Annotated in this window: 25 protein-coding genes and 1 pseudogene; 10 read left to right on the top strand and 16 right to left on the bottom strand. The window is 44.1% G+C overall.

Translation table 11 applies throughout. From position 1 onward, the window contains the following. Window positions 1-15: 15 nt before the first annotated feature. The 4 genes from Aso01_RS15605 to Aso01_RS15590 all read right to left on the bottom strand — a co-directional run bounded on the left by Aso01_RS15605 (window position 16) and on the right by Aso01_RS15590 (window position 3,508). Entirely contained in the window at window positions 16-1,062 is a 1,047-nt protein-coding gene (locus Aso01_RS15605) for a 5'-methylthioadenosine/S-adenosylhomocysteine nucleosidase (RefSeq protein WP_004940679.1), read from the bottom strand. 105 nt (window positions 1,063-1,167) lie between these two features. Then, a complete protein-coding gene (locus tag Aso01_RS15600; protein WP_039910135.1) occupies window positions 1,168-2,547 on the bottom strand; it encodes a dihydrolipoyl dehydrogenase in 1,380 nt (459 codons plus the stop codon). Between the two features lie 213 nt (window positions 2,548-2,760). Continuing rightward, window positions 2,761-3,180 (bottom strand): beta-lactamase hydrolase domain-containing protein, encoded by a 420-nt coding sequence (locus tag Aso01_RS15595; RefSeq protein WP_004940675.1) that lies wholly within the window; start codon window positions 3,178-3,180, stop codon window positions 2,761-2,763. Further along, the gene (locus tag Aso01_RS15590) at window positions 3,173-3,508 is read right to left on the bottom strand and encodes a protein tyrosine phosphatase family protein (RefSeq protein WP_004940674.1); all 336 of its coding nucleotides are present in this window, start codon (window positions 3,506-3,508) and stop codon (window positions 3,173-3,175) included. The genes Aso01_RS15595 and Aso01_RS15590 overlap by 8 nt, the downstream gene beginning before the upstream one ends. A 125-nt stretch (window positions 3,509-3,633) precedes the next feature. On the opposite strand from Aso01_RS15590, the pseudogene Aso01_RS15585 reads away from it, so the two are divergent. The 3 genes and pseudogenes from Aso01_RS15585 to Aso01_RS15575 all read left to right on the top strand — a co-directional run bounded on the left by Aso01_RS15585 (window position 3,634) and on the right by Aso01_RS15575 (window position 5,385). Continuing rightward, window positions 3,634-4,531: pseudogene (locus Aso01_RS15585) on the top strand (alpha/beta hydrolase). 1 nt (window position 4,532) lies between these two features. Further along, window positions 4,533-4,958: a thioredoxin TrxC gene (trxC, locus tag Aso01_RS15580; RefSeq protein WP_004940669.1), complete on the top strand. Its 426-nt coding sequence runs from the start codon at window positions 4,533-4,535 to the stop codon at window positions 4,956-4,958. A gap of 67 nt (window positions 4,959-5,025) precedes the next feature. Continuing rightward, window positions 5,026-5,385: an acyl-CoA thioesterase gene (locus Aso01_RS15575; RefSeq protein WP_171063771.1), complete on the top strand. Its 360-nt coding sequence runs from the start codon at window positions 5,026-5,028 to the stop codon at window positions 5,383-5,385. 82 nt (window positions 5,386-5,467) lie between these two features. Here Aso01_RS15575 and Aso01_RS15570 read toward each other — a convergent pair whose 3' ends face one another. After that, window positions 5,468-5,962: a DUF4442 domain-containing protein gene (locus tag Aso01_RS15570; protein ID WP_004940665.1), complete on the bottom strand. Its 495-nt coding sequence runs from the start codon at window positions 5,960-5,962 to the stop codon at window positions 5,468-5,470. Between the two features lie 29 nt (window positions 5,963-5,991). Next, window positions 5,992-6,480, bottom strand: a complete 489-nt coding sequence (locus Aso01_RS15565) for a YajQ family cyclic di-GMP-binding protein (RefSeq protein ID WP_004940662.1) — start codon at window positions 6,478-6,480, stop codon at window positions 5,992-5,994. Between the two features lie 91 nt (window positions 6,481-6,571). Here Aso01_RS15565 and Aso01_RS15560 point away from each other — a divergent pair, with 91 nt between their 5' ends. Then, window positions 6,572-6,892: a rhodanese-like domain-containing protein gene (locus Aso01_RS15560; protein ID WP_004940657.1), complete on the top strand. Its 321-nt coding sequence runs from the start codon at window positions 6,572-6,574 to the stop codon at window positions 6,890-6,892. A 37-nt stretch (window positions 6,893-6,929) separates the two neighbouring features. Here the strand turns inward: Aso01_RS15560 and mnmC are convergent, their stop codons facing one another. The 4 genes from mnmC to Aso01_RS15540 are packed head-to-tail and all read right to left on the bottom strand — an operon-like array spanning window position 6,930 to window position 10,255. Beyond that, entirely contained in the window at window positions 6,930-8,801 is a 1,872-nt protein-coding gene (gene mnmC, locus Aso01_RS15555; protein ID WP_004940654.1) for a bifunctional tRNA (5-methylaminomethyl-2-thiouridine)(34)-methyltransferase MnmC2/FAD-dependent 5-carboxymethylaminomethyl-2-thiouridine(34) oxidoreductase MnmC1, read from the bottom strand. 38 nt (window positions 8,802-8,839) lie between these two features. Further along, on the bottom strand, window positions 8,840-9,301 hold the full coding sequence (locus Aso01_RS15550) for an SH3 domain-containing protein (RefSeq protein WP_004940650.1): 462 nt from the start codon (window positions 9,299-9,301) through the stop codon (window positions 8,840-8,842). Window positions 9,302-9,305: 4 nt separating this feature from the next. Continuing rightward, window positions 9,306-9,608, bottom strand: coding sequence for a YciI family protein (locus Aso01_RS15545; RefSeq protein WP_004940649.1), 303 nt, complete (start codon window positions 9,606-9,608; stop codon window positions 9,306-9,308). A gap of 32 nt (window positions 9,609-9,640) precedes the next feature. Next, window positions 9,641-10,255, bottom strand: coding sequence for a septation protein IspZ (locus Aso01_RS15540; RefSeq protein ID WP_004940647.1), 615 nt, complete (start codon window positions 10,253-10,255; stop codon window positions 9,641-9,643). A gap of 46 nt (window positions 10,256-10,301) precedes the next feature. On the opposite strand from Aso01_RS15540, the gene Aso01_RS15535 reads away from it, so the two are divergent. Next, window positions 10,302-11,150 (top strand): PHP domain-containing protein, encoded by an 849-nt coding sequence (locus tag Aso01_RS15535; RefSeq protein ID WP_004940646.1) that lies wholly within the window; start codon window positions 10,302-10,304, stop codon window positions 11,148-11,150. Here the strand turns inward: Aso01_RS15535 and Aso01_RS15530 are convergent. After that, the gene (locus Aso01_RS15530; protein ID WP_004940641.1) at window positions 11,147-12,058 is read right to left on the bottom strand and encodes a bestrophin family protein; all 912 of its coding nucleotides are present in this window, start codon (window positions 12,056-12,058) and stop codon (window positions 11,147-11,149) included. The two genes, Aso01_RS15535 and Aso01_RS15530, sit on opposite strands and share 4 nt — an antisense overlap. Before the next feature lie 54 nt (window positions 12,059-12,112). Beyond that, window positions 12,113-12,826, bottom strand: a complete 714-nt coding sequence (radC, locus tag Aso01_RS15525) for a RadC family protein (RefSeq protein WP_004940638.1) — start codon at window positions 12,824-12,826, stop codon at window positions 12,113-12,115. A gap of 109 nt (window positions 12,827-12,935) precedes the next feature. Here radC and coaBC point away from each other — a divergent pair, with 109 nt between their 5' ends. Both coaBC and cybC read left to right on the top strand, forming a co-directional pair. After that, a complete protein-coding gene (gene coaBC / locus Aso01_RS15520; protein WP_025095783.1) occupies window positions 12,936-14,192 on the top strand; it encodes a bifunctional phosphopantothenoylcysteine decarboxylase/phosphopantothenate--cysteine ligase CoaBC in 1,257 nt (418 codons plus the stop codon). A 121-nt stretch (window positions 14,193-14,313) separates the two neighbouring features. Continuing rightward, window positions 14,314-14,703, top strand: a complete 390-nt coding sequence (gene cybC, locus Aso01_RS15515) for a cytochrome b562 (RefSeq protein ID WP_025095784.1) — start codon at window positions 14,314-14,316, stop codon at window positions 14,701-14,703. A gap of 59 nt (window positions 14,704-14,762) precedes the next feature. Here the strand turns inward: cybC and secB are convergent, their stop codons facing one another. The 4 genes from secB to rsgA all read right to left on the bottom strand — a co-directional run bounded on the left by secB (window position 14,763) and on the right by rsgA (window position 17,086). Then, on the bottom strand, window positions 14,763-15,218 hold the full coding sequence (gene secB, locus Aso01_RS15510) for a protein-export chaperone SecB (RefSeq protein ID WP_004940626.1): 456 nt from the start codon (window positions 15,216-15,218) through the stop codon (window positions 14,763-14,765). A 29-nt stretch (window positions 15,219-15,247) separates the two neighbouring features. Continuing rightward, on the bottom strand, window positions 15,248-15,505 hold the full coding sequence (gene grxC, locus Aso01_RS15505; RefSeq protein ID WP_004940623.1) for a glutaredoxin 3: 258 nt from the start codon (window positions 15,503-15,505) through the stop codon (window positions 15,248-15,250). A gap of 11 nt (window positions 15,506-15,516) precedes the next feature. Then, on the bottom strand, window positions 15,517-15,936 hold the full coding sequence (locus tag Aso01_RS15500) for a rhodanese-like domain-containing protein (RefSeq protein ID WP_004940620.1): 420 nt from the start codon (window positions 15,934-15,936) through the stop codon (window positions 15,517-15,519). 91 nt (window positions 15,937-16,027) lie between these two features. Beyond that, window positions 16,028-17,086 (bottom strand): small ribosomal subunit biogenesis GTPase RsgA, encoded by a 1,059-nt coding sequence (gene rsgA, locus Aso01_RS15495; RefSeq protein ID WP_004940616.1) that lies wholly within the window; start codon window positions 17,084-17,086, stop codon window positions 16,028-16,030. A gap of 123 nt (window positions 17,087-17,209) precedes the next feature. On the opposite strand from rsgA, the gene orn reads away from it, so the two are divergent. The 3 genes from orn to Aso01_RS15480 all read left to right on the top strand — a co-directional run bounded on the left by orn (window position 17,210) and on the right by Aso01_RS15480 (window position 19,643). Then, window positions 17,210-17,761 (top strand): oligoribonuclease, encoded by a 552-nt coding sequence (orn, locus tag Aso01_RS15490; RefSeq protein WP_004940613.1) that lies wholly within the window; start codon window positions 17,210-17,212, stop codon window positions 17,759-17,761. Window positions 17,762-17,960: 199 nt separating this feature from the next. Then, the gene (locus tag Aso01_RS15485) at window positions 17,961-18,692 is read left to right on the top strand and encodes a Bax inhibitor-1/YccA family protein (RefSeq protein WP_004940611.1); all 732 of its coding nucleotides are present in this window, start codon (window positions 17,961-17,963) and stop codon (window positions 18,690-18,692) included. A 147-nt stretch (window positions 18,693-18,839) separates the two neighbouring features. Further along, window positions 18,840-19,643, top strand: coding sequence for an enoyl-ACP reductase FabI (locus Aso01_RS15480; RefSeq protein ID WP_004940607.1), 804 nt, complete (start codon window positions 18,840-18,842; stop codon window positions 19,641-19,643). The last annotated feature ends 122 nt before the right edge of the window (window positions 19,644-19,765 follow it).

The following is a 19,765-nucleotide window of genomic DNA, read 5'->3' as shown; positions in this document are numbered from 1 at the left end:
TTTTTAATGCTTAAATTACTGAGCATTCCACTGTTGAATGAAAGACATCGTTAATTTCGCTGCGTTTCGCTGTGCGATGCCTGAACCAAAGAAAGCTGCAACGTTTGGATCATGGTCTGCACCTGCGAGGTCAGACAAGCTACGAAATGCAATAAATGGAATATTATTTGAATAAGCCACTTGTGCCACAGCTGCTGTTTCCATATCTACACAATCGCCAAGCAAGTTTTTATGTAGATAATCACGATATGCTGCATTGGCTAAGAATGCACCACCAGAGATGCCACGCTGTCCAACCACAATCTTTGGATGATAACAGTCTACGCCTGAACAAATGGCTTCTAACTGTTTTTCAGTGCCTTTTTGCACGCGATCGACGATTGCAAGCATTTTATGATCTACAGGGAAATCGACACGCATTTCGCCATATGCCATTGGCACATCGGTGTCACCAAATCGACTTGTAAGCGCAACATTTTTGTAGTTATTGGCATTCATCACGTTGGTTTCACGTAAAAACTGATTATTCCAAGCCGGAACATTGTCGGCCAGTTTAATCCCTAAACATGAAATATCACCGGGTTGACCACATGCCGAGGGTAACTCTTTCGTATTGTTATAATACACTTCATTTGGTGCTAACCAGCTTTTGGCAATGACTACATCACCAACGTGAAGGTTTGGATTTAGACTGCCTGCGATACCGCTAAACACAATCCCTTTTAAATTAAAATGATCACTGATCATTTGAGTGGTCATAGCGGCATTGGTCATGCTGATACCACTTAAGGTAATCACAACAGGTGCATTCTCTAATGTACCGGTGACAAACTTTCTACCATTAATGAGATATTCTTTTTTGTCTTTAGTTGATTCAATCAGTAGATCAGCTTCTTGACCAAATGCTGCAATAATAGCAAGGCGCGGTGTGCTGTCGGTGAGATGTTGAAGCGTTGTTGTCATGGATTGGACCTTCATCGATGGAGTTGTTGTGGTACATCCAACGAGACCTACTGTTAGGCCAATCGCACCAAAAATTACCGCTAATTTTGAAAACTGCATCGTAAATAAACTCTTTCTTGAAGTTAAACTTAATACTGAGATTATAAATAATTAAGCAATAACTGTTCCAAAATATGTCATAAAATTTGCTGCGATTTTAGCGTATTAAGTTTGGTCAAGTTGACGTCGTGCTGCTTTTAGGGCAGTACGTAATCCTTCTTCAAGCGTTGGATGATAAAACGGAAATTGTAAAACATCATCTATGGTTGCATCTTGCGCAATTGACCAAGCCAGCATATGTGCCATATGTTCTGCTTGCTCGACACATAATTCCGCACCTAGCAGTACTCTAGACTTAGGATCAACATAAACTTCAACTGCGCCCTGATTTTTACCCAGTACTTTTGCACGTCCTTGATTGCTGTATGAGGCTTCACCCGTAACAAAAGCTTGCTTTGCTTGAGTCAGTTGTTTGTGAGAACGTCCGGCAATCGCCATTTCTGGTGAACAAAATACCATGCTTAAGGGTGTTAATAATTTTACATTTTGAACATCGGGATAATTCAAACAATTCTGAACCAACATTTTGCCTTCAAAGGCTGCTTCATGCTGAACTGGTGTGCTGGTAAAGGCATCACCTGCAATAAAAATTGGAAAATCGCCTAATTGTTTTGTCTTTGAATCTACAGGCAATTTTTTGATATCGTCATACTCTGGCGAGATTTTTTCTAATTTTAATGTATTGAGTAATGAATCCCGTCCGGTTGCATTCAATACATAATCATAATGCTCGGTGACTTGTTGTCCTTCTTGGCGATAACTGATTTTAACCTGATCATGTTCAAGTAAAAGCTGATCGGGAAGCACTTCAAATTTGATATCAAGCTCTTTTGCCAGAATGGTCTGAGCAAGTTGCTGTAGCGAAGGACTAGAAAGGATACCAACGCGTTGACTACGGGCAAAAATAGTGATTTTGACCCCCAAACGAGATAATGCCTGTGCCATCTCGATCGCGATTGCACCACTGCCAATGACTGCTACAGAACGTGGAAGCGTGGGAAGTTCAAAAATATCATCTGAGGTAATAAGACGTTGTTGCAATTGTGCTTTCCATAAACCAGGCACATTGGGCGTGGAGCCGACAGCCAAAATAAATGCTTTCGCTTGATAGTCTTGCCCATTCACACGCACAGTGGAAGCATCTATGAATTCGGCTTTACCAGAACATTTGTGTTCTTTAGGCCAAGCGTTCACTTCTTTTAATGTAGAAGCAGTAAATGAATCTCGAAGTGTACGCACGTGCTGCATGACTTCTGTACAATCGAGTTGAACGCGACCTTTCAGGCCGACTTGATCAAGCTGTTGAATATCATGACAGCGATTGGCGGAGGCAATCAGCACTTTGCTGGGCATACAGCCCACACGGGCACAGGTGGTGTCCCAAGGTCCGTCATTAATAATCAGTAGATTTTGTGTGTGTTTCACTGCTTGTTTATAAGCGCTAATACCCGCTGTGCCTGCACCAATAATAATAATGTCGTACATTATGCAAAAACCATTTTGTTGTTCTATCTCTATGTTTAACATAAAAACAGCCTGCGAATGCAGGCTGTTTGGTTAGCGCGTGTAAGGTGAGAGTGCTTTGGACGCACAAAACTTCAGAGCGGAACGCCCATACTCACGCCGACGGTTGGACGGACATTCATGCTGCTACATGCAGTCAGTAGCGAACATACACAGATCATCATGATGAATACTTTAGTCATTCAGTAAACCTTGTTGCTTGGCTTGAGTATACAAATCGAGCGCGCGTTTACCAGATTTACAAATCAGTAAAATCGGCTTTGGCAAGCTGTTATAGTAGCGAGCAAAAGCGTAAATATCTGTTTGAGTATTGCTGCCATTTTCAATGGGTTGATAGATCAAACTGACACGGGCTTTTTCAGCGACGTCTCTGAGTTGATATACCGTAAGACCATTGCCACGATCATGATCTGGACGCTGCAAAATCACAGAGCGAAAGCGACTGCGGTCGATTAGCTGGTTTAAGTCCTGCAACGAAATTTCATCAGAAATTGTCACGGCTGAACTCACCTGTGTGACTGCAGATTGTGCAAAGAGTGTGACCGGACTTAAAAATAAAAATGTAAGAATGCAAATTCGAACAAGATTAGTCATCCAGCAGATCCATCTGTTTGGCGAGTTGATAGAGGTTGTTGGAGCGGTTACCGGTACGACAAAACATTAAAATTGGTTTTGGTAACTCGTTATAATGATTTGCAAAAGTACGTACATCGAGTTCGCTAATCTGACCAGCTACCACAGGCTGATAAACGTAGTCGAGACCAACGTTACGAGCAGCTTCTTCAATCTGTGAACTGGTTGGCTGTTCTGGACCACCCTCAAGATCTGGGCGATTATTGATAATCGATTTAAAGCCTTTTTCTACCACTTGTGCAAGATGTTCTGGTCCAATTTGACCGGCGAAACCGACATTCTCTGTCATTTTGTCACTCCAAATCTTAAAAAAACGTATATGCTGTATCATAGCATTATGCAAGATATTGAGTTAAAGCGTCATACGTTTTTTTCGAACTCAATCGAGCTTATCGTGAAGGCAATGGAGCACGTATGCACGCTTATACAGTTGAACCACTGTATGTACAACATGGTCAAGACCTGATTGCTGCTGACTTTTACCGACCCAAACATCAAAAAAAAACCTGCCGTAGTCATTATGGCGCATGGCTTTGCAGGATTGCGTCATTTTAAATTAGCTGCATATGCACAGAAGATTGCACAAGCCGGTTACGCGGTGGTGCTATTTGATTATCGCTATTGGGGTGGCAGTACGGGTAAGCCTAGGGAGCTGGTACATTTAAAGCAGCAAATTGATGACTGGAAAACCGTGATTCAATATATGCTTGCCAGCAAACTGATTGATGAGCGGCGCATCGTACTTTGGGGAACTGACTTAAGTGGTGGATATGTTTTAAGCCTGGCAGCAGAGCTGAAGCATGTGCATGCCGTAATTGCGCAGGTGCCCTTTATTGACGGTGCAGAAAGTGCCAAGTTGTATCCTTTACAGCAGTTGCCTCGGGCGCTGAAACTTTCCAGTCAAGATTATATGGGAGCCAAAGTCGGATTGGCTCCCAAAACACTTCCCGTTATCGCCGAACAGCAACTCTGTTTTTTGCCTACATCTGACAGCCGCTTGGGATATCTGTCGATTGTCAACCCTGATTTTTACTGGAGCGGACAGGTTCCTGCACGTGCCTTTTTTCAGCTGCTGCGCTTTCGACCTATTCAGAGCGTGCGCAATATCAGTGTGCCGGTTTTGTTTATTGCGGCTAAGCAAGATTCCTTGATTCCGATTGACTCGAGTCGCGAAGCTGCAACCAATATTGCACCATTTGTCGATTATCATGAGTGGAATATGCAACATTTTGATGTTTATCACGGTATTTGGTTTGAAAAAGCCATCGCAACCCAATTAGAATTTTTACATCGACATATTGGAGTGAGCTAACATGATTGTTGTATGCCCGTCATGTGGTGCAAAAAATCGCGTTCCCGAAGAAAAACTGAGTGCAGATCCGCAGTGTGGTCAGTGCCATGCCAAGCTTTTACCGCGCGAGCCGATCGAATTAAATGAGCAGAATTTTAGTCAATTTGTGACACATAGTGATTTACCCATTCTGATTGACCTGTGGGCTGAGTGGTGTGGTCCGTGCAAGATGATGGCGCCTCATTTTGCACAGGTTGCGGCTCAAAATCCTCAAGTAATCTTTGCCAAGATCAATACCGAAACTTCGCCTCGACTCAGTCAGGCATTTCATGTTCGTAGTATTCCGACCTTGGTGCTGATGAATAAAACCACCGAAATTGCTAGAATAAGTGGCGCGCTGCGATCGACCGAAATGCAACAATGGTTAGATCAGCACCTACAGTCTTAATTTCGGAGTTAATGTGTTGGATACCCCTATAAAACCTGAAGGGACATTGTCTTTACAAACCATTGCCATGCCTGCGGATACCAACTGGAGTGGAGATGTGTTTGGTGGCTGGATTGTATCGCAGATGGACTTGGCTGGTGCCATTCATGCGGAGCGCTTTAGTAAAGGGCGTTGTGCAACCATTTCGATTAATCAGATGACCTTTTTGGTTCCAGTCAAAGTAGGGGATGTGATCAGTTGCTACACCCGAATTTTAAAAGTGGGCAATACCTCGATTCAAATGCAAATTGAAGTATGGGACAGCCATGACAGCTCACGTTCTGCAAAACGTGTCACTGAGGGTGTATTTACGTTTGTGGCTGTCGATGTAAACGGCAATAAACGTCAAATTTCAGATGAGGTCAAACAGGCATTTTTAGCCCAATAGAACTCAAATCAATTCAAGAGCATATATTGAAATTAAAAAGGTACAGCCGATGCTGTACCTTTTTTTATGCGGTTGAGCGTATTTAGGGTTTGCGTTTAGGCAACCATGCCCAAATCATTTCACACTGAATGGCTTCCACACCAGCGTCATCAACCACCGTGACCGGAATGGAAAGCTCAGCTTTATCATGCTCAGCGATAAAACGCTGTTGTTCAAGGCTTAATTGAGCGGTTGCAGTTAACCCACCTTGAACAACTTTGAGATAATCGACATGCAAAGACTTGATCAGCAAAATCCGGTCATCGGGAACATGTAAACCGGTCAGAAACCCTGTTGCCGTTTCTGCCAGTAAAGCCATCGCGGCCGCATGTAAGCCCTTAATGTGATTTTGCATATTGCGCTGGTTCTCCAGACGAACCTTGACATGATGCTGATCGACCTCTAAATAACGAATATTGGCTGTGCCCACCATCGGCACAATCCGACCAAAGGCTTTACTCCAAAGCGTGCTTCGAAGCCCTTTAGGAAATTTAGAAGTCGCCTTTACCAGCTTTGCTAAACGATTGGTCTGAGCCATAACACGTCCCCATCTACACCGCAGAAAAATTAGTCTTTGAAATTATTAAACTGTAACGGTAGACCAAATTGTTGTTCGCGCAAAAAGGCCATCACTTGTTGCAATGTGTCGCGTTTTTTATCGCTGACTCGAATTTTGTCACCCTGAATTGAAGATTGCGCTTTGATGCCACTTTCTTTAATGGCTTTATTGATTTTTTTTGCGGTATCCGAGTCAAGTCCGTCTTTCAGTTTAATGACTTGAACCACATGTTTACCTGATGCGCTGGCTTTTTGTGGATCAAGCGCTTGGACATCAATTTTGCGCTTGTAAAAATGATTTTCAAGCATGGTGTATACTTGCTCACACTGAAAATCGCTTTCTGTCGAAATTTTAATTTCTTTCGATTTTTCGTTCAGTTCGATGGTAACGTCTTGACCACGGAAGTCAAAACGCGTCTGGATCTCTTTTTGCGTGTTTTGAACCGCGTGATTAACTTCAAAAAGTTCCAATTCAGAGACAATATCAAAAGAAGGCATGGTTTAGACCTTTACAAAGTGAAAGAATATTTGAGATGCTAGGGATGTTTTCTTCATTTGCCAAGTGTTGTTTACATCAAAGGAGTGCGCAATGATCCGTAAACAAGAAATTACGACATTTGAGTTCCCAGAAGATGCCATTATCTGGGATGTCCGTGATGCGAGTTCTTATGCTGAAGGGCATGTTAAAGGTGCTAAAAATCGACCGATCGGTGATTTAGGTGCAGAAAGTTTAACTCAGGTGCCAACGGATCAGCCGATTTATATTTTATGTGGTGGTGGTAGTAAAGCCCCGCGCGCTGCTGAAAAGCTTGAAGAGCTTGATAACTCGCGTGAATACGTGATCTTAATGGGTGGTACTCGCGCAGCCAAGGCTGCCGGAATGCCTTTGGATCAAGGGCACACAGCCTAAAAAAAGCGCCTTCGGGCGCTTTTTTTTAACTGAAATTTTATGAGTGTGTTTCAGGTTTAGGGTGTTCAGTTCTTTGCTTGATTGCAACTTTCTTTTTAAAGCGCTGTGGATTCAAGCGTTTGAACAAACTCTCTGGCACAGGGCAACTTTCTTTTAGAATCTGTGCGGCAAGTATTTCGCTACAGAGTGGGGAAAACATAAACCCTTTTGAACCCAGTCCTGCAAGCGTATATAACCTGGATTGTGCAGTTGGTGCACCAGCCAAAGGAAAATAATCTGGAGATTGTGCCCGCACTCCGGCACGACCTGACCATGTACTCACTGGCGGCAATCCTTGTGCATATTCTGGGAAGACGCTGTGGATTAAATGAAAGTTATGCACATGGTCTTCTTCGTTGACCTCATCATCTTCACGCTGTGGCAAAAATGATGCGCCCAAAATCAAATGTGTCTTATCCAGTTGCATGCAGTAGCCGCCATAACTATATGCCTGCTCAAAAGGCAATGGATGCGCTGCGGTATCTACCCAGCTGATTTGTCCGCGAATTGGCTTAAGCTGTGGATAATGCTCAAACAATACGGCACTGTGCCGTGCAGCACATACAATCACGGCCGAGGCACGCAATAACTCCTGTTGCTGCGCCATGATACGCACATGATCTGTATCTTCCTGAATTTGATCAATCTGGGCTATCTGCAAATGAATATTGGGATGTGCTAGAACTTCCTCACAAAACTGATGCGGCCGAATTGCACCGGCTTGCGTTAAGGTGAGGGCATCAAAAGACGTTTGAACTGGTGAGGATTGAGCAGGCTGAGGCTGTAAAAGCTGCTCGGGATATTGTGCTGCCAGCGCCAGCAATTGCTCAGGCTCTTTGAGTGCAATCTGATTGACCTCAAGGGCACGAAACGCACCAAAGTGCTGATAAAAGCGCATCGCATATTGCCAGCACACCAGCATTAAATGATCTGGACTTTGTGTAATCGGGCACAGCTTAGGATTGAGTAACGCCAATGGATTACCAGATGCGCCTGATAAAGGATGTGCCTGCTCAAAGATCGTCACCTGATGACCGCGCTGCGCCAAAGCCCATGCACAATTTAAACCTGCAATTCCGGCCCCAATAACGGCAAAGTGTTGCTGGCCTGAAGAGGTGGATTCCTTTAAGTGTTCTTCAGCATCGGGCCAAATGCCTTTTAGCATTTCCCGTTTATGCCCAAAACCTCGTGGTCGGCTGATTTGAATACCGTGCTCTCTGAGGCCACGTTTGAGCACACCAGCCACACTAAATGACGCAAAAGTGGTGCCGGGCTGAGAAAGCCGAATCATTTGGCTTAAAACCTGAGTTTCCCAAAGTTCAGGATTGCAGGAAGGTGCAAAACCATCGAGGAACCACGCATGAACCGCCTGCGTTTTGACGATGCATGGAAATACATCGTGAGCATCACCGAGCCAAAGATCGAGACTAAAGCGCTCGTTTGGAAAATTTAAGCGATGACACCCGGCAATCGGGAGGGGGTATTGCTCAATCAGTGCATCTGCAAGCGGTTTAAGCTCGGGCCATGCACGAAGTGCGCGGCACAGATCGGTTTTACTGAGCGGAAATTTCTCCACGCTGATGGCATGTAAGTGACTCTGGTTATCGGGACGTACCTGTTGCCAGAGTTGCCAGAGCGCTAAGATATTCAGGCCTGTTCCAAATCCTGTTTCGCCTACACAAAAGTACTCAAATGGTGCTAAGGCTGCCAAACGTGTAGGCAGATCATTACCATTTAAAAAAACATGGCGTGTTTCGAGCAATCCATTGTCTTTGGAGAAATACACATCTCCAAACTGCTTTGAGACCGGAACATCAATTCCGTCTACACAATGCCAATCTAACGTTGCGGTTTGGATGCTCGCTGACACGCACAGATCCTTTTATTCGGGTGAATAGAGGGTTGAGTTTACCATTGACGGCGACGCTTGGTGTAGACATAACCTGCAATCAGAAAGCCTAGAATTACCCCGACCGCAATCGTAGCGGCGCCATACAAAAACATTTGGGCACTGCGCTCACTTTGCAATACCTGGACCTGCACCATAAGATTGTCGTTTTTAAGCTGCAATTCTTGATTTTGAGTCAGAGCATCCAGATTGGCTTGCTCAAGCTGTTTTAAACGACCCGCCTGATCTTTAACCAGCGCTTTAATTTTGGCATCTTGCTCAGCTTTGAGTTTGGCAATTTGCTCGGCGGTAAGCGGTTTTAATGCAGTATTGGCTGCATTTGCCACACTAGCAGTTGCTGGAGCCGTCGCAGTTGTAGCAGCAGATGTGCTAGGTTGAGCGGGTGCAGGCGCTGGTTCAACAGCCCAAACACTTGAGCACAGCAAAGATAAGCCGATCAGCGTTTTCAGCGTGTGAGACATGGAATTACTCTTTTGGAAAGGCTTTATTAAAGGGTTTGACATCGATGTGCCCATACACGCCTTCAATCCAGAATGGTTCTTCTTTTAACCAAGCATCCAACGCTTCACGACTGTCAAAATCAACAATAATGGTGCTGCCGTAAAAGCCAGCCTGCGGATTGCCTGCTTCTTTAGGCATGGCACCAGCGACAATCAGTCTGCCTTCGTCATCGAGTTTTTGTAAACGTTCGAGATGCTGTGGACGCGTCGCTAAACGTTTTTCTAGCGTCCCTTCGTTATCTGTACAGGTCACCACAAATAAAGGCATAAGGATATCCTTTTGTAAGAATTTTCAGAAGCTTAGGCATCTGGTGTCTTGAAAAATTTACGTAATACAACAAACTGGATAATGATAAATGAAAACATCACGATCATGTCACCAAATGCGGTAAATTCACCCCAATATTTTCCATGCATAAATACAAATGCAAAGAAGAAATGCAGTAATGACATCACCACAAACATGGCAGCCCATGCAAAGTTTAGATTTTTCCAGCCTTTGGCTGATAATTCAAAAATAGGGCCAAACAAACGTTGAATCAGCGGTGTTTTATCTTTACTAAAAAATGGTGACAGTAAAAAGGCACCTGCAAACACCAGATTAAGAATGACGGCTTTGAGACGAATATAGAAGTCATCGCTGAGCATCAAGGTAATGCCACCAAAAATTACGGTCATAAACAACACAATCCACTGTTGTTTTTCAAGACGAAATTTTTGTGAAATGAACAGCCCGCCGTATACAATCAACATCGAGATAATGAGACCCGTGGTCGCAACCAAAATATTGTTATTGTCTACACCACCAGCCGAACCAATCAGTTTCAATAACGGATGCTGGGTATCGGCCGGATCGACAGTCTTATATAAATAAAAGAAAATAATGAGGGGCACAAAGTCTAAAAGTGCTTTCATGTTAGAGTATCTAAACCAGATCATAACGAATGGCATAGTATAGAAGATGCACGGCATAGATTTACATACGCACAGCAATATTTCTGATGGGACCTTATCGCCTCAGGCTTTGGTCGAATCTGCTGTCGCGTGCGGTATTCATACCTTAGCACTGACCGATCATGACACGATGGATGGACTGGAAACTGCGCGAAAAATCGCCCAAGATCATGATATTCATATTATTTCTGGTGTGGAGATTTCGAGTCAGTGGTCTCGTCCCAATACCAAAAAAGCCTATGGCGTACATATTGTGGCGCTGAATATGCAAAATCCAAAGCCCCTACAAGATGCATTAGTGATACAAAAAAATATTCGGGCGACACGTGCCAAGCAAATTTGTCAGTTGTTAGAAGGCTGTATCGGATTTGATATTTACCCGGATGTACTGGCCAAGGTAGAGCATGTCCCTGACCGTATTACCCGAACCCATATTGCCAAAATCTTGATTGAGAAAGGAATTGTGAGTCGTCCGCAGCAGGCATTTGACCGCTTTTTAAAAGAAGGCAAACGGGCCTACGTCAAATTTGATGGCTTAGCGCTGCCCGAGACGATTCGTATTATTCATGAAAGCAAAGGTTATGCTGTGTTGGCACATCCGACTCGCTACGATCTGTCGTCTACCAATATTCGCTACTTAATTGAGTATTTTGCCTCGTTGGGTGGCGATGCAGTTGAGCTACCACCCAGTATTGACCCACTCTCTACGCGCCAGATGGTCGATCGTTTGATTGCACAATTTGATTTAAAAGTATCGATTGGCAGTGATTTTCATGGCGATAATATGCCATGGATTAAACTGGGCAATACGCCACAGCCTAATCCTCGGCAGACCGGCATTTGGGAAAGCTTCTAAAGCAAATTATTATCTTGCGCTTGAATCGGTGGAGGCGTCGGTTTACCCAAAGTACTCAGAAGTTCAATTTCGATCATACGGACCATCGAATCTAGAGGTAAGTCGTTACTTTGCGTGCCAAACGGCTCTTCAATTTCAGTGCTTAAAGCATCAAGGCCCAAAAAAGTATAGGTCAGAATGCCCACCAAGATCGGAGTTGCCAAACCAAGGGTCGAGCCTAAACTAAAGGGCAACATACAACAGAAAAAGTATACGGTTCGGTTAAGCAAAACAGAGTAGGCAAAAGGAATAGGTGTATTGGCAATACGGTCACATCCGGTTTGTACCAGACTGAATTCGGCCACATATCGATTCATCTGGGTATAAATAATATCGCTGATTTCGCCTTCTTTCAGTGCTTGCATTAACTCCCAGTGAATAAGGCTTAAGGTGTATTGCGGTGCATTCACCTGTTGATACAACTGAGTGAGTGCTTGCTGGCTCAAGCCACTGGTTTCGGTCAGCTCAGTCGGATTAGCCGTTTGGTGACGTAGACGATCACGCAAAACATTGGCAAATACAATTACATGCTGAATGATCCGTTCACGTCGTCCTTGCGGTAAAATTCTACAGTCACGATCAAAGTGACGCGCATTTGCAATCAGTGATCCCCATAATTTACGTGCCTCCCACCAACGGTCATAACATGCACTGTTTTTAAACCCCAAGAAAATCGACAGCACCACACCAATAAGGGTAAAGCCGACCAACGGTAACTGGGGAAAATTAAAAATCTGGGTATATTGAATGCCGCCAATCACAGCCGAGATCAGCATCAAAATCCCAAGCGGTGGAAGAATTTTGGGTAAAATGGTTCCTCGCCAAGAAAAGAGTAGGCGAAAAATATTGGTTTGATCACGGACAATCATGCGAGACGTTCACAGCTTTTTTGAGCACGATCTTCACCAGTCGGTGCGGCTTTGTCAATATCTGGGCGACTGATTTTTTTGTACATGAAGTAAGCCGTGTTCTGCAAATGAAAAGCAGCCGTTTTTTGCAATAATAAAATGATCGATTAACTGGATGTCGACCAGTTCACAGGCCTGAAGCAAGCGTTGAGTAAGCGTCGTGTCGGCCTCGGAGGGTAGTGCGTGCCCGAAGGGATGATTGTGCGCAATCACAAGATGTGATGCGTGTTGTTGTATCGCATAACGTAACGTTTGATTAATCGAGATCTCGCAGCTATTCAAAGAGCCAAAAAACAATTTTTTAAAATGCAGCTTTCTTAATTCGTTGTCGAGACACAGCACGGCAAAAATTTCCTGTTTTTCTCCCAACAGTTCATAACGTAAATAATCCAACACCTGTTCGGAGGAAGACAAACTTAAGGCATCTTGATGAAAATAATGTTCGAGATAGCGCCGTCCGAGTTCTTTTACCGCCATCAAGTGCGCATATTTGGTTGCACCCACTCCATGAAAGCCGGAAAGTTCTTCTAAGGAGGCGTCAAAGACTGGATTCAGGCCGCCAAAATGTTGAATCATGTTGCGCGCCAGCTCAACTGCCGAGTGCTGCTTGGAGCCTGTACGTAAGAAGATGGCCAGCAGTTCGGCATCTGATAAGCTTGCAGGCCCAGTGTGCAGTAACCGTTCTCGGGGTTGTTCGTGCTTGGGCCAAAATTTAATAGACTGTTGCATTCTGATTGAAGATGTACGTTATAGTTCTGATTTCGAAATTACAATGACTTGGGTCTAGGTCTATTTAATGCTATTGTGAGCGCCACTGCAACAGAAAGGTATGCTGTTCGTGAGCTTTGATTTAAGTGTCATTCCAAATAAAAACATTATTTTAGCTGTAACAGGCGGTATTGCGGCCTACAAAAGTGCCATTTTGGTACGCCGATTAAAAGACTATGGATTTAATGTCCGTGTGGTCATGACACATGGCGCACAAGCCTTTATCACACCCTTAACCTTTCAGGCTTTGTCTGGCTATCCTGTCCATACAGAATTGCTCGACACCGAAGCCGAAGCGGGTATGGGACACATCGAACTTGCACGCTGGGCAGATCTGGTGCTGGTTGCTCCCGCCAGTTGCGACACGATTGCCAAATTTGCACAGGGCTTGGCCGATGATTTACTCAGCACGCTGTATTTAGCCACTAAAGCACCGGTATGGGTTGCACCAGCAATGAACCAGCAAATGTGGGCGGCCAAAGCCACCCAGCGTAATTTACAAACGCTGGTCGAAGACGGTGTACACGTTATTATGCCAGATGCAGGCGCGCAAGCCTGTGGCGACGTAGGCTTGGGGCGTATGCCTGAGCCGGAGCAACTTGCTTATCAGGTGCGAGAGTACTTCCATAAAGCTCAACGTGCGATTGCAGAAAAATTTGGTTTGCTGGCTGGACAGCATGTCGTGATTACTGCTGGTCCAACCCGTGAAGCGATTGATCCCGTGCGCTATATTTCAAATCATAGTACTGGAAAGATGGGCTTTGCATTGGCAGCAGCCTGCTATGCTGCGGGTGCTAAAGTAACCTTGATTGCCGGGCCGGTGAGTTTGGATACACCTAATGGTGTACAGCGCGTCAATGTAGCATCTGCGGTGCAAATGCTTGATGAAAGCTTGAATACGCTCAAACAAGGTTGCGATATTTTTATTGCCACTGCGGCTGTCGCCGATTATCGCGTTGCACAAGTGGCTGAGCAAAAGATTAAAAAATCGGGCGATGAACTTGAGGTGCGACTCATCAAGAATCCGGATATTGTGGCCACCGTTGCACAACAAGCAGAGCGGCCATTTATGGTGGGCTTTGCGGCAGAAACACAAAACGTGGAAGCTTATGCGGCTGGTAAGTTGGTGGCTAAAAATCTGGACATGATTGCTTGCAACGATGTGTCACGCAAAGATATCGGATTTGCATCGGATGAAAATGCCATGATGGTGTTTTTTGCCGAGCGTTATCACCTGAAAAAGCGAGAGCTAGAAAAAGCGTCTAAGCAGGAAATTGCGCAGCAACTGGTTGAAGCCATTTCTGATGCACTGCGCCGTAAAGTTTAGTTTTGCGGCTGATCAAGTTTTAAGTTTTTAAACATAAAGCTCCTACAAAAGGCGCTTTATGTTTTTCTCTAAACTGTATATTTTTAAGGGGGAGATAATCTCTGTAAAATGGACTGAGTGTATGAACAAGAAACTAATAGGAAGTCTGTTACTTGCAAGCTGTTTGAGCGTGAGCCACCTGACTATGGCAGCCAGCCTTCAAAACAACATGATCAGCATTGCAACGTCGTATTCTGACTTTTCAAAAGCAAGTAATGCCAAAGACGCAGAAATGGCATTAAGTAAAATGAAAATGGCTGCGTTAGATTCGAAAAAATCTAAGCCACCAAAGCTGGCCAATAAACCAGACAATAGTCCAGAGGTGATGGGGTATCACGCGGGCTTGGATCAACTGGTTGCCGAAATTGATAAAACCAATCTTTTAGTGAAGGCGGGTAAGCTGGATCAGGCCAAAATTGAAGGAAAGAAATTAATCGATATTCGTAACAGCAATCACAAAAAATTCAAATAATTGCAATTTTACATGTAAAAAAGCGACCATACAGGTCGCTTTTTTATGCTCAATGCAACTTAAGCTTGGCCTTCAACTTGCGTTTGAGCACGTTGAAGATTGGCTTCAAATTCTGCATCAAAGTTGATTGGTGTCAAAAGCAATTGTGGGAAACTGCCTTTGGTGACCATATCGTTGACCGCTTCACGTAAGAACGGGAACAAGATATTCGGGCAGTACGCGCCTAAAATGTACGGAAGACGGTCTTCTTCGATATTGTCAATTAAGAAAATACCAGACTGAGTCACATCAACAATAAATGCCGTCTCGCCTTCGTTATTTGCTTGAACAACCGCTTTTAATGACACTTCAAAATGCGTTGGATCAATTTTTTCTGCCGCAGACGACAAATTGATGTTCAACTCTGGTTGCCATTGTTTTGTAAAGACTTGCGGTCCTGGGACTTCAAACGAAATGTCTTTGGTATAAAGACGTTCTAAAGCAAGTTGCGGTTGAGTTTGTTGTTCTTCACTCATTCTTTTTTCCTTAACAATTTAAAGCGAAATTAAGCCAGTAGCTCGTCGAGTTTGCCTTCACGCTCTAAGGCATAAAGTTGATCAAAACCGCCAATAAACTGATCTTTGATAAAAATTTGAGGCACGGTACGATGATTGGTACGCTGCATCAGTTCGATGCGCACATCTGGTGCTTCATTTGACAAATTAATTTCTTTGTACTCAATGCCTTTGCGCTCAAGCAGTTGTTTTGCACGAATGCAGTACGGACATACTGTAGTTGAATAAATCGTAACATTTGCAGTCATGAAATTGCTCCTTAAGCTTTAGTCGTCTTTGCTTTAACCAGTGGCAAACCTTGACCTTTCCAGTTGCTAATACCGCCGTCGAGACGGTAACTGTCGGCGTGTCCGATTTTTTGCAGCGCACTACCGGCAACTTGACCAAGGTTACAAATGAACACCAGTGGACGATCACTTGCTTTAAGCTCGTCTACATGGCTGGCGATTTGGCTGTACGGAATGTTACGGCTTCCGCTGATATGACCTTCACGAAAGTCTTTGGCATCACGTAGGTCGATCAATTGCGCATTTTTGGCTTTGATCAAAATACCAAGCGATTGTGGGGAGATTTTGCGTCCGTTACGTTGTCCTTCAAAAATAAAAAACAACACAGCCAGAACTGCAAGTGTTCCAAATAAAAAGGGGTGATTCCCCATAAACTCCAACCAACGTTCCACAAGCCACCTAATTAAACTCAAAATTGACGAAGAGTATAGCTCATATACATGGTGATCAAAATCACCAGTTCAAGAGCAATATTTAGAAAAATTAATTTTTTTGTTGCGCTTCCTGAATTTCATCCAGCAATCGCAAATAGCTGTCCAGTCGGCGCGGCAGAATTTCACCGTTTTCGATGGCCACTTTTAGGCCACAATGCTTTTCATGCGTGTGGGTACAATTTCGAAATTGGCATTGTCCCAAACGCTGATCAATTTCTGGAAAACCATGGCGTATTTTTTCGGCATCGAGATGCCAGAGTCCAAATTCGCGAATTCCCGGTGAGTCAATCAATGCGCCATTTTCACCAAACCGAATCAGTCGGGTTGAGGTGGTGGTGTGCTGACCCAGTGCCGAGTTTTCAGAAATGATATTGGTTTTTTGCTCTGCATCTGGAATGATGGCATTGATCAGTGAACTTTTACCTACACCAGATTGCCCTACAAAGGCAACTGTTTCGTTGTCTAGACGCTGTTGCAAGCTGTGCAGGTCGCCTTTGGCATGACATACTAATGTTTCATAGCCCAGTGCTTGATACTCTTCGAGCATACTCAGAATAGGATCTTGTTCGGTTAACAAATCCGACTTGTTAAGCACCAGTAAAGCTGGAATATCGGCATCGGCACAGGCCACCAAATAGCGATCAATCAGTGTCGGTGCTGGCTCAGGCAATACTGCAAAGACAATCACAATTAAACTGATGTTGGCTGCAACAGGTTTCACCTTGTGATAGCGATCTGGACGAGTCAGTAAAGAACGTCGTGGTTGAATCGCGGTAATAATTCCAAGTCCCGTGTTCGGGTCGGCTTGCCATTTTACCCGATCCCCAGTCACCAGCATTTCTAAATTGGTACGGGTATGGCATCGCCAAACGCTGCCCAGTTCAATAGGCTTCCAAAAAGGCTCAGGTTCGCCATCTGCAACTTCAGGTCGCTCAGGATGTGGATCGGGTGTCGACAAGGCCTGAACTTCGAGTTGACGACCATAATGCTGTACCACCAGTCCTTCTAAATCACTGGACGTGTCTACATCATCTTGGCGTGTTTGCTGTTGTTTCTTGATCCGGCGTTGCTGCTGTTCAGTCAAGCGACGTTTACGAATTAGAGCCATTCATATCCTAAAAAAACCCATTTACCGAGGTCGCAAAAATAGCATGAACTGACCATCGAGTTACAGCGTAGCGACGATTAATTTGCTACTATTCGTGTTTTCTCGCATTTAGATTTGGTAGATATGAGCAGCACACTGGATACGCGGTTAATCTGGATTGACCTTGAAATGACAGGTTTGGACACAGATAACGATCAGATTATTGAAATTGCCACCATTATTACCGATGACAATTTGAATATTCTTGCAGAAGGTCCGGTTTTGGCAATTCATCAACCCGATCGTGTATTAAATGCGATGGACGAATGGAATACTCGTCAGCACGGTCAGTCTGGACTGATTGAACGTGTGCGCCGCAGCAAATTGACCGCACGTGATGCCGAGCAGCAAACCCTTGAGTTTTTAAAGAAATGGGTGAATCCGAAAATTTCACCGATGTGTGGCAACTCGATCTGCCAAGATCGTCGCTTTATGCATCGACTGATGCCGGAACTCGAACAATACTTTCATTATCGTAATCTAGATGTGTCGACGATTAAGGAACTCTCTAAGCGCTGGCGTCCAGAAATTATGAGCGGATTAAAGAAAAATGCATCGCACTTGGCGATGGATGATATCCGTGATTCGATTGCAGAACTGCGCTACTACCGTGAATATTTTTTCATTAAAAACTAAGTTGCATGTTGCAATAACTCCGCAATACGTATCACCGTAGCTTAATTTTGGGCTGCGGTTTTTTATTGTCGCGGGTGGGGTCAAAGTCTTACGAATATATTCATATTGTTACAAAAAGTAGGATGGAACCAATTGGTTTTACAGGGTTTTGTTTTACTATAGAGTTGTATTCCCAGTGAATTATAACAAAGAGATCAAGATGCAAAGTAATAATCCTATATTAACCCGCGTTGAAACATATAGTGATTTTCAGCAACCGATGACTGTAGCGGGCGCAGTACAAAAATCGGTGGGTCTGACCTTGGTGGCTGCCATTACTGGTTTAGCGTTGTTCTTTTATTGCGCCTTTACCGCCAATGCAGGAATGGCTTACGCTGCAATGCTGGTGGGTGCAATTGGTGGCCTGATTTTAGGCCTGATTGCAACGTTTAAAGCGCATACAGCACCAAAGCTGGCGGTTCCTTATGCACTATTTGAAGGTGCATTTTTAGGTGGTATTTCCTTTATTTTTCAGGCCAAATTTCCGGGTGCGCCGTTACAAGCGCTACTTGCTACATTTGTCACCACCTTGGTGATGTTCGGCTTGTATCGCTTCCAGATTATCCGTGCAACCGAGAAATTTAAATCAGTGGTGCTTTCTGCAACCATTGCGATTGCCATTGTCTTTGTCGTGCAAATGGTCATGAGTTTGGCTTTTGCATCTAGTGTACCTTATATTTTTGAAAGCAATTGGTTGGGCATTGGCTTTGCGGCATTTGTGGCTGTGATTGCCTCATTGAATCTGATTTTGGATTTTGACCTGATCGAATCTGCTGCCGCACAACGCGCACCGCAATCATTTGAATGGTTGTGCGGAATTGCCTTACTCTCGACGCTGGTGTGGATGTATATCTCGTTCTTGCGTTTGATTGGTCTGTTGTCGAACGACTAATCCAAAACTCAAGTCGTTCAAATCAAAAGTCGTACGCCGTGAGGGGTACGATTTTTTTATGCAAATCAAAAAAAGATGCATTATGCAATTTCGAAAAGTTGTGAAGCTTGGCATTATGCTTCTAAATTTAATACAGTGAGAAACCTAATGGCACAAGGATTATTAACAGGTAAACGTTTTTTAATTGCAGGTGTTGCAAGTAAGTTATCTATTGCCTACGGTATTGCACAGGCACTCCATCGTGAAGGCGCAGAGCTTGCGTTTACTTATCCAAATGAAAAACTAAAAAAGCGTGTCGATGAATTTGCTGCACAGTTTGGTTCAACGCTTGTTTTTCCTTGTGATGTTGCGGTTGATGCGGAAATTGACAATGCATTTGCAGAACTTGCAAAACATTGGGACGGTGTGGACGGTGTGGTTCACTCAATTGGTTTTGCCCCTGCGCACACTTTAGATGGTGATTTTACTGACGTGACCGATCGTGAAGGTTTTCGTATTGCGCATGACATCAGTGCCTACAGCTTTGTGGCGATGGCGCGAGCTGCGAAGCCACTGCTTCAAGCACGTCAGGGTTGCTTATTGACTTTAAGTTATCAGGGTTCTGAGCGCGTAATGCCAAACTATAACGTCATGGGTCTTGCTAAAGCATCGTTAGAAGCAGGCGTACGCTACTTGGCTTCAAGCTTAGGCGCAGATGGTATTCGTGTGAACGCAATTTCTGCTGGCCCAATCCGTACTTTGGCTGCTTCAGGCATCAAATCGTTCCGTAAAATGCTGGATGTCAATGAAAAAGTATCGCCGTTAAAGCGTAATGTGACCATTGAAGAAGTGGGCAATGCCGCGTTATTCCTTTGCTCACCTTGGGCGTCGGGTATTACTGGTGAAATCATGTATGTCGATGCTGGATTTAACACAGTAGGTATGAGCCAAGCGATTATGGATGAAGAATAATTTTTTATCTTCTAATTAAAATGGTGCTTCGGCACCATTTTTTTTACGTTTAAAATTCAGTTGCAAATAAAAACGTTAGCAAAACATTAACAACTCTAAATAGACAGTTCTGTATCTATTGG

It is taken from the genome of Acinetobacter soli (genome assembly GCF_000760595.1).
GTDB classification, from domain to species: Bacteria; Pseudomonadota; Gammaproteobacteria; order Pseudomonadales; family Moraxellaceae; genus Acinetobacter; species Acinetobacter soli.
The sequence above is the reverse complement of the archived record's forward strand: the minus strand, read 5'-3'. Positions and strand labels throughout refer to the sequence as shown.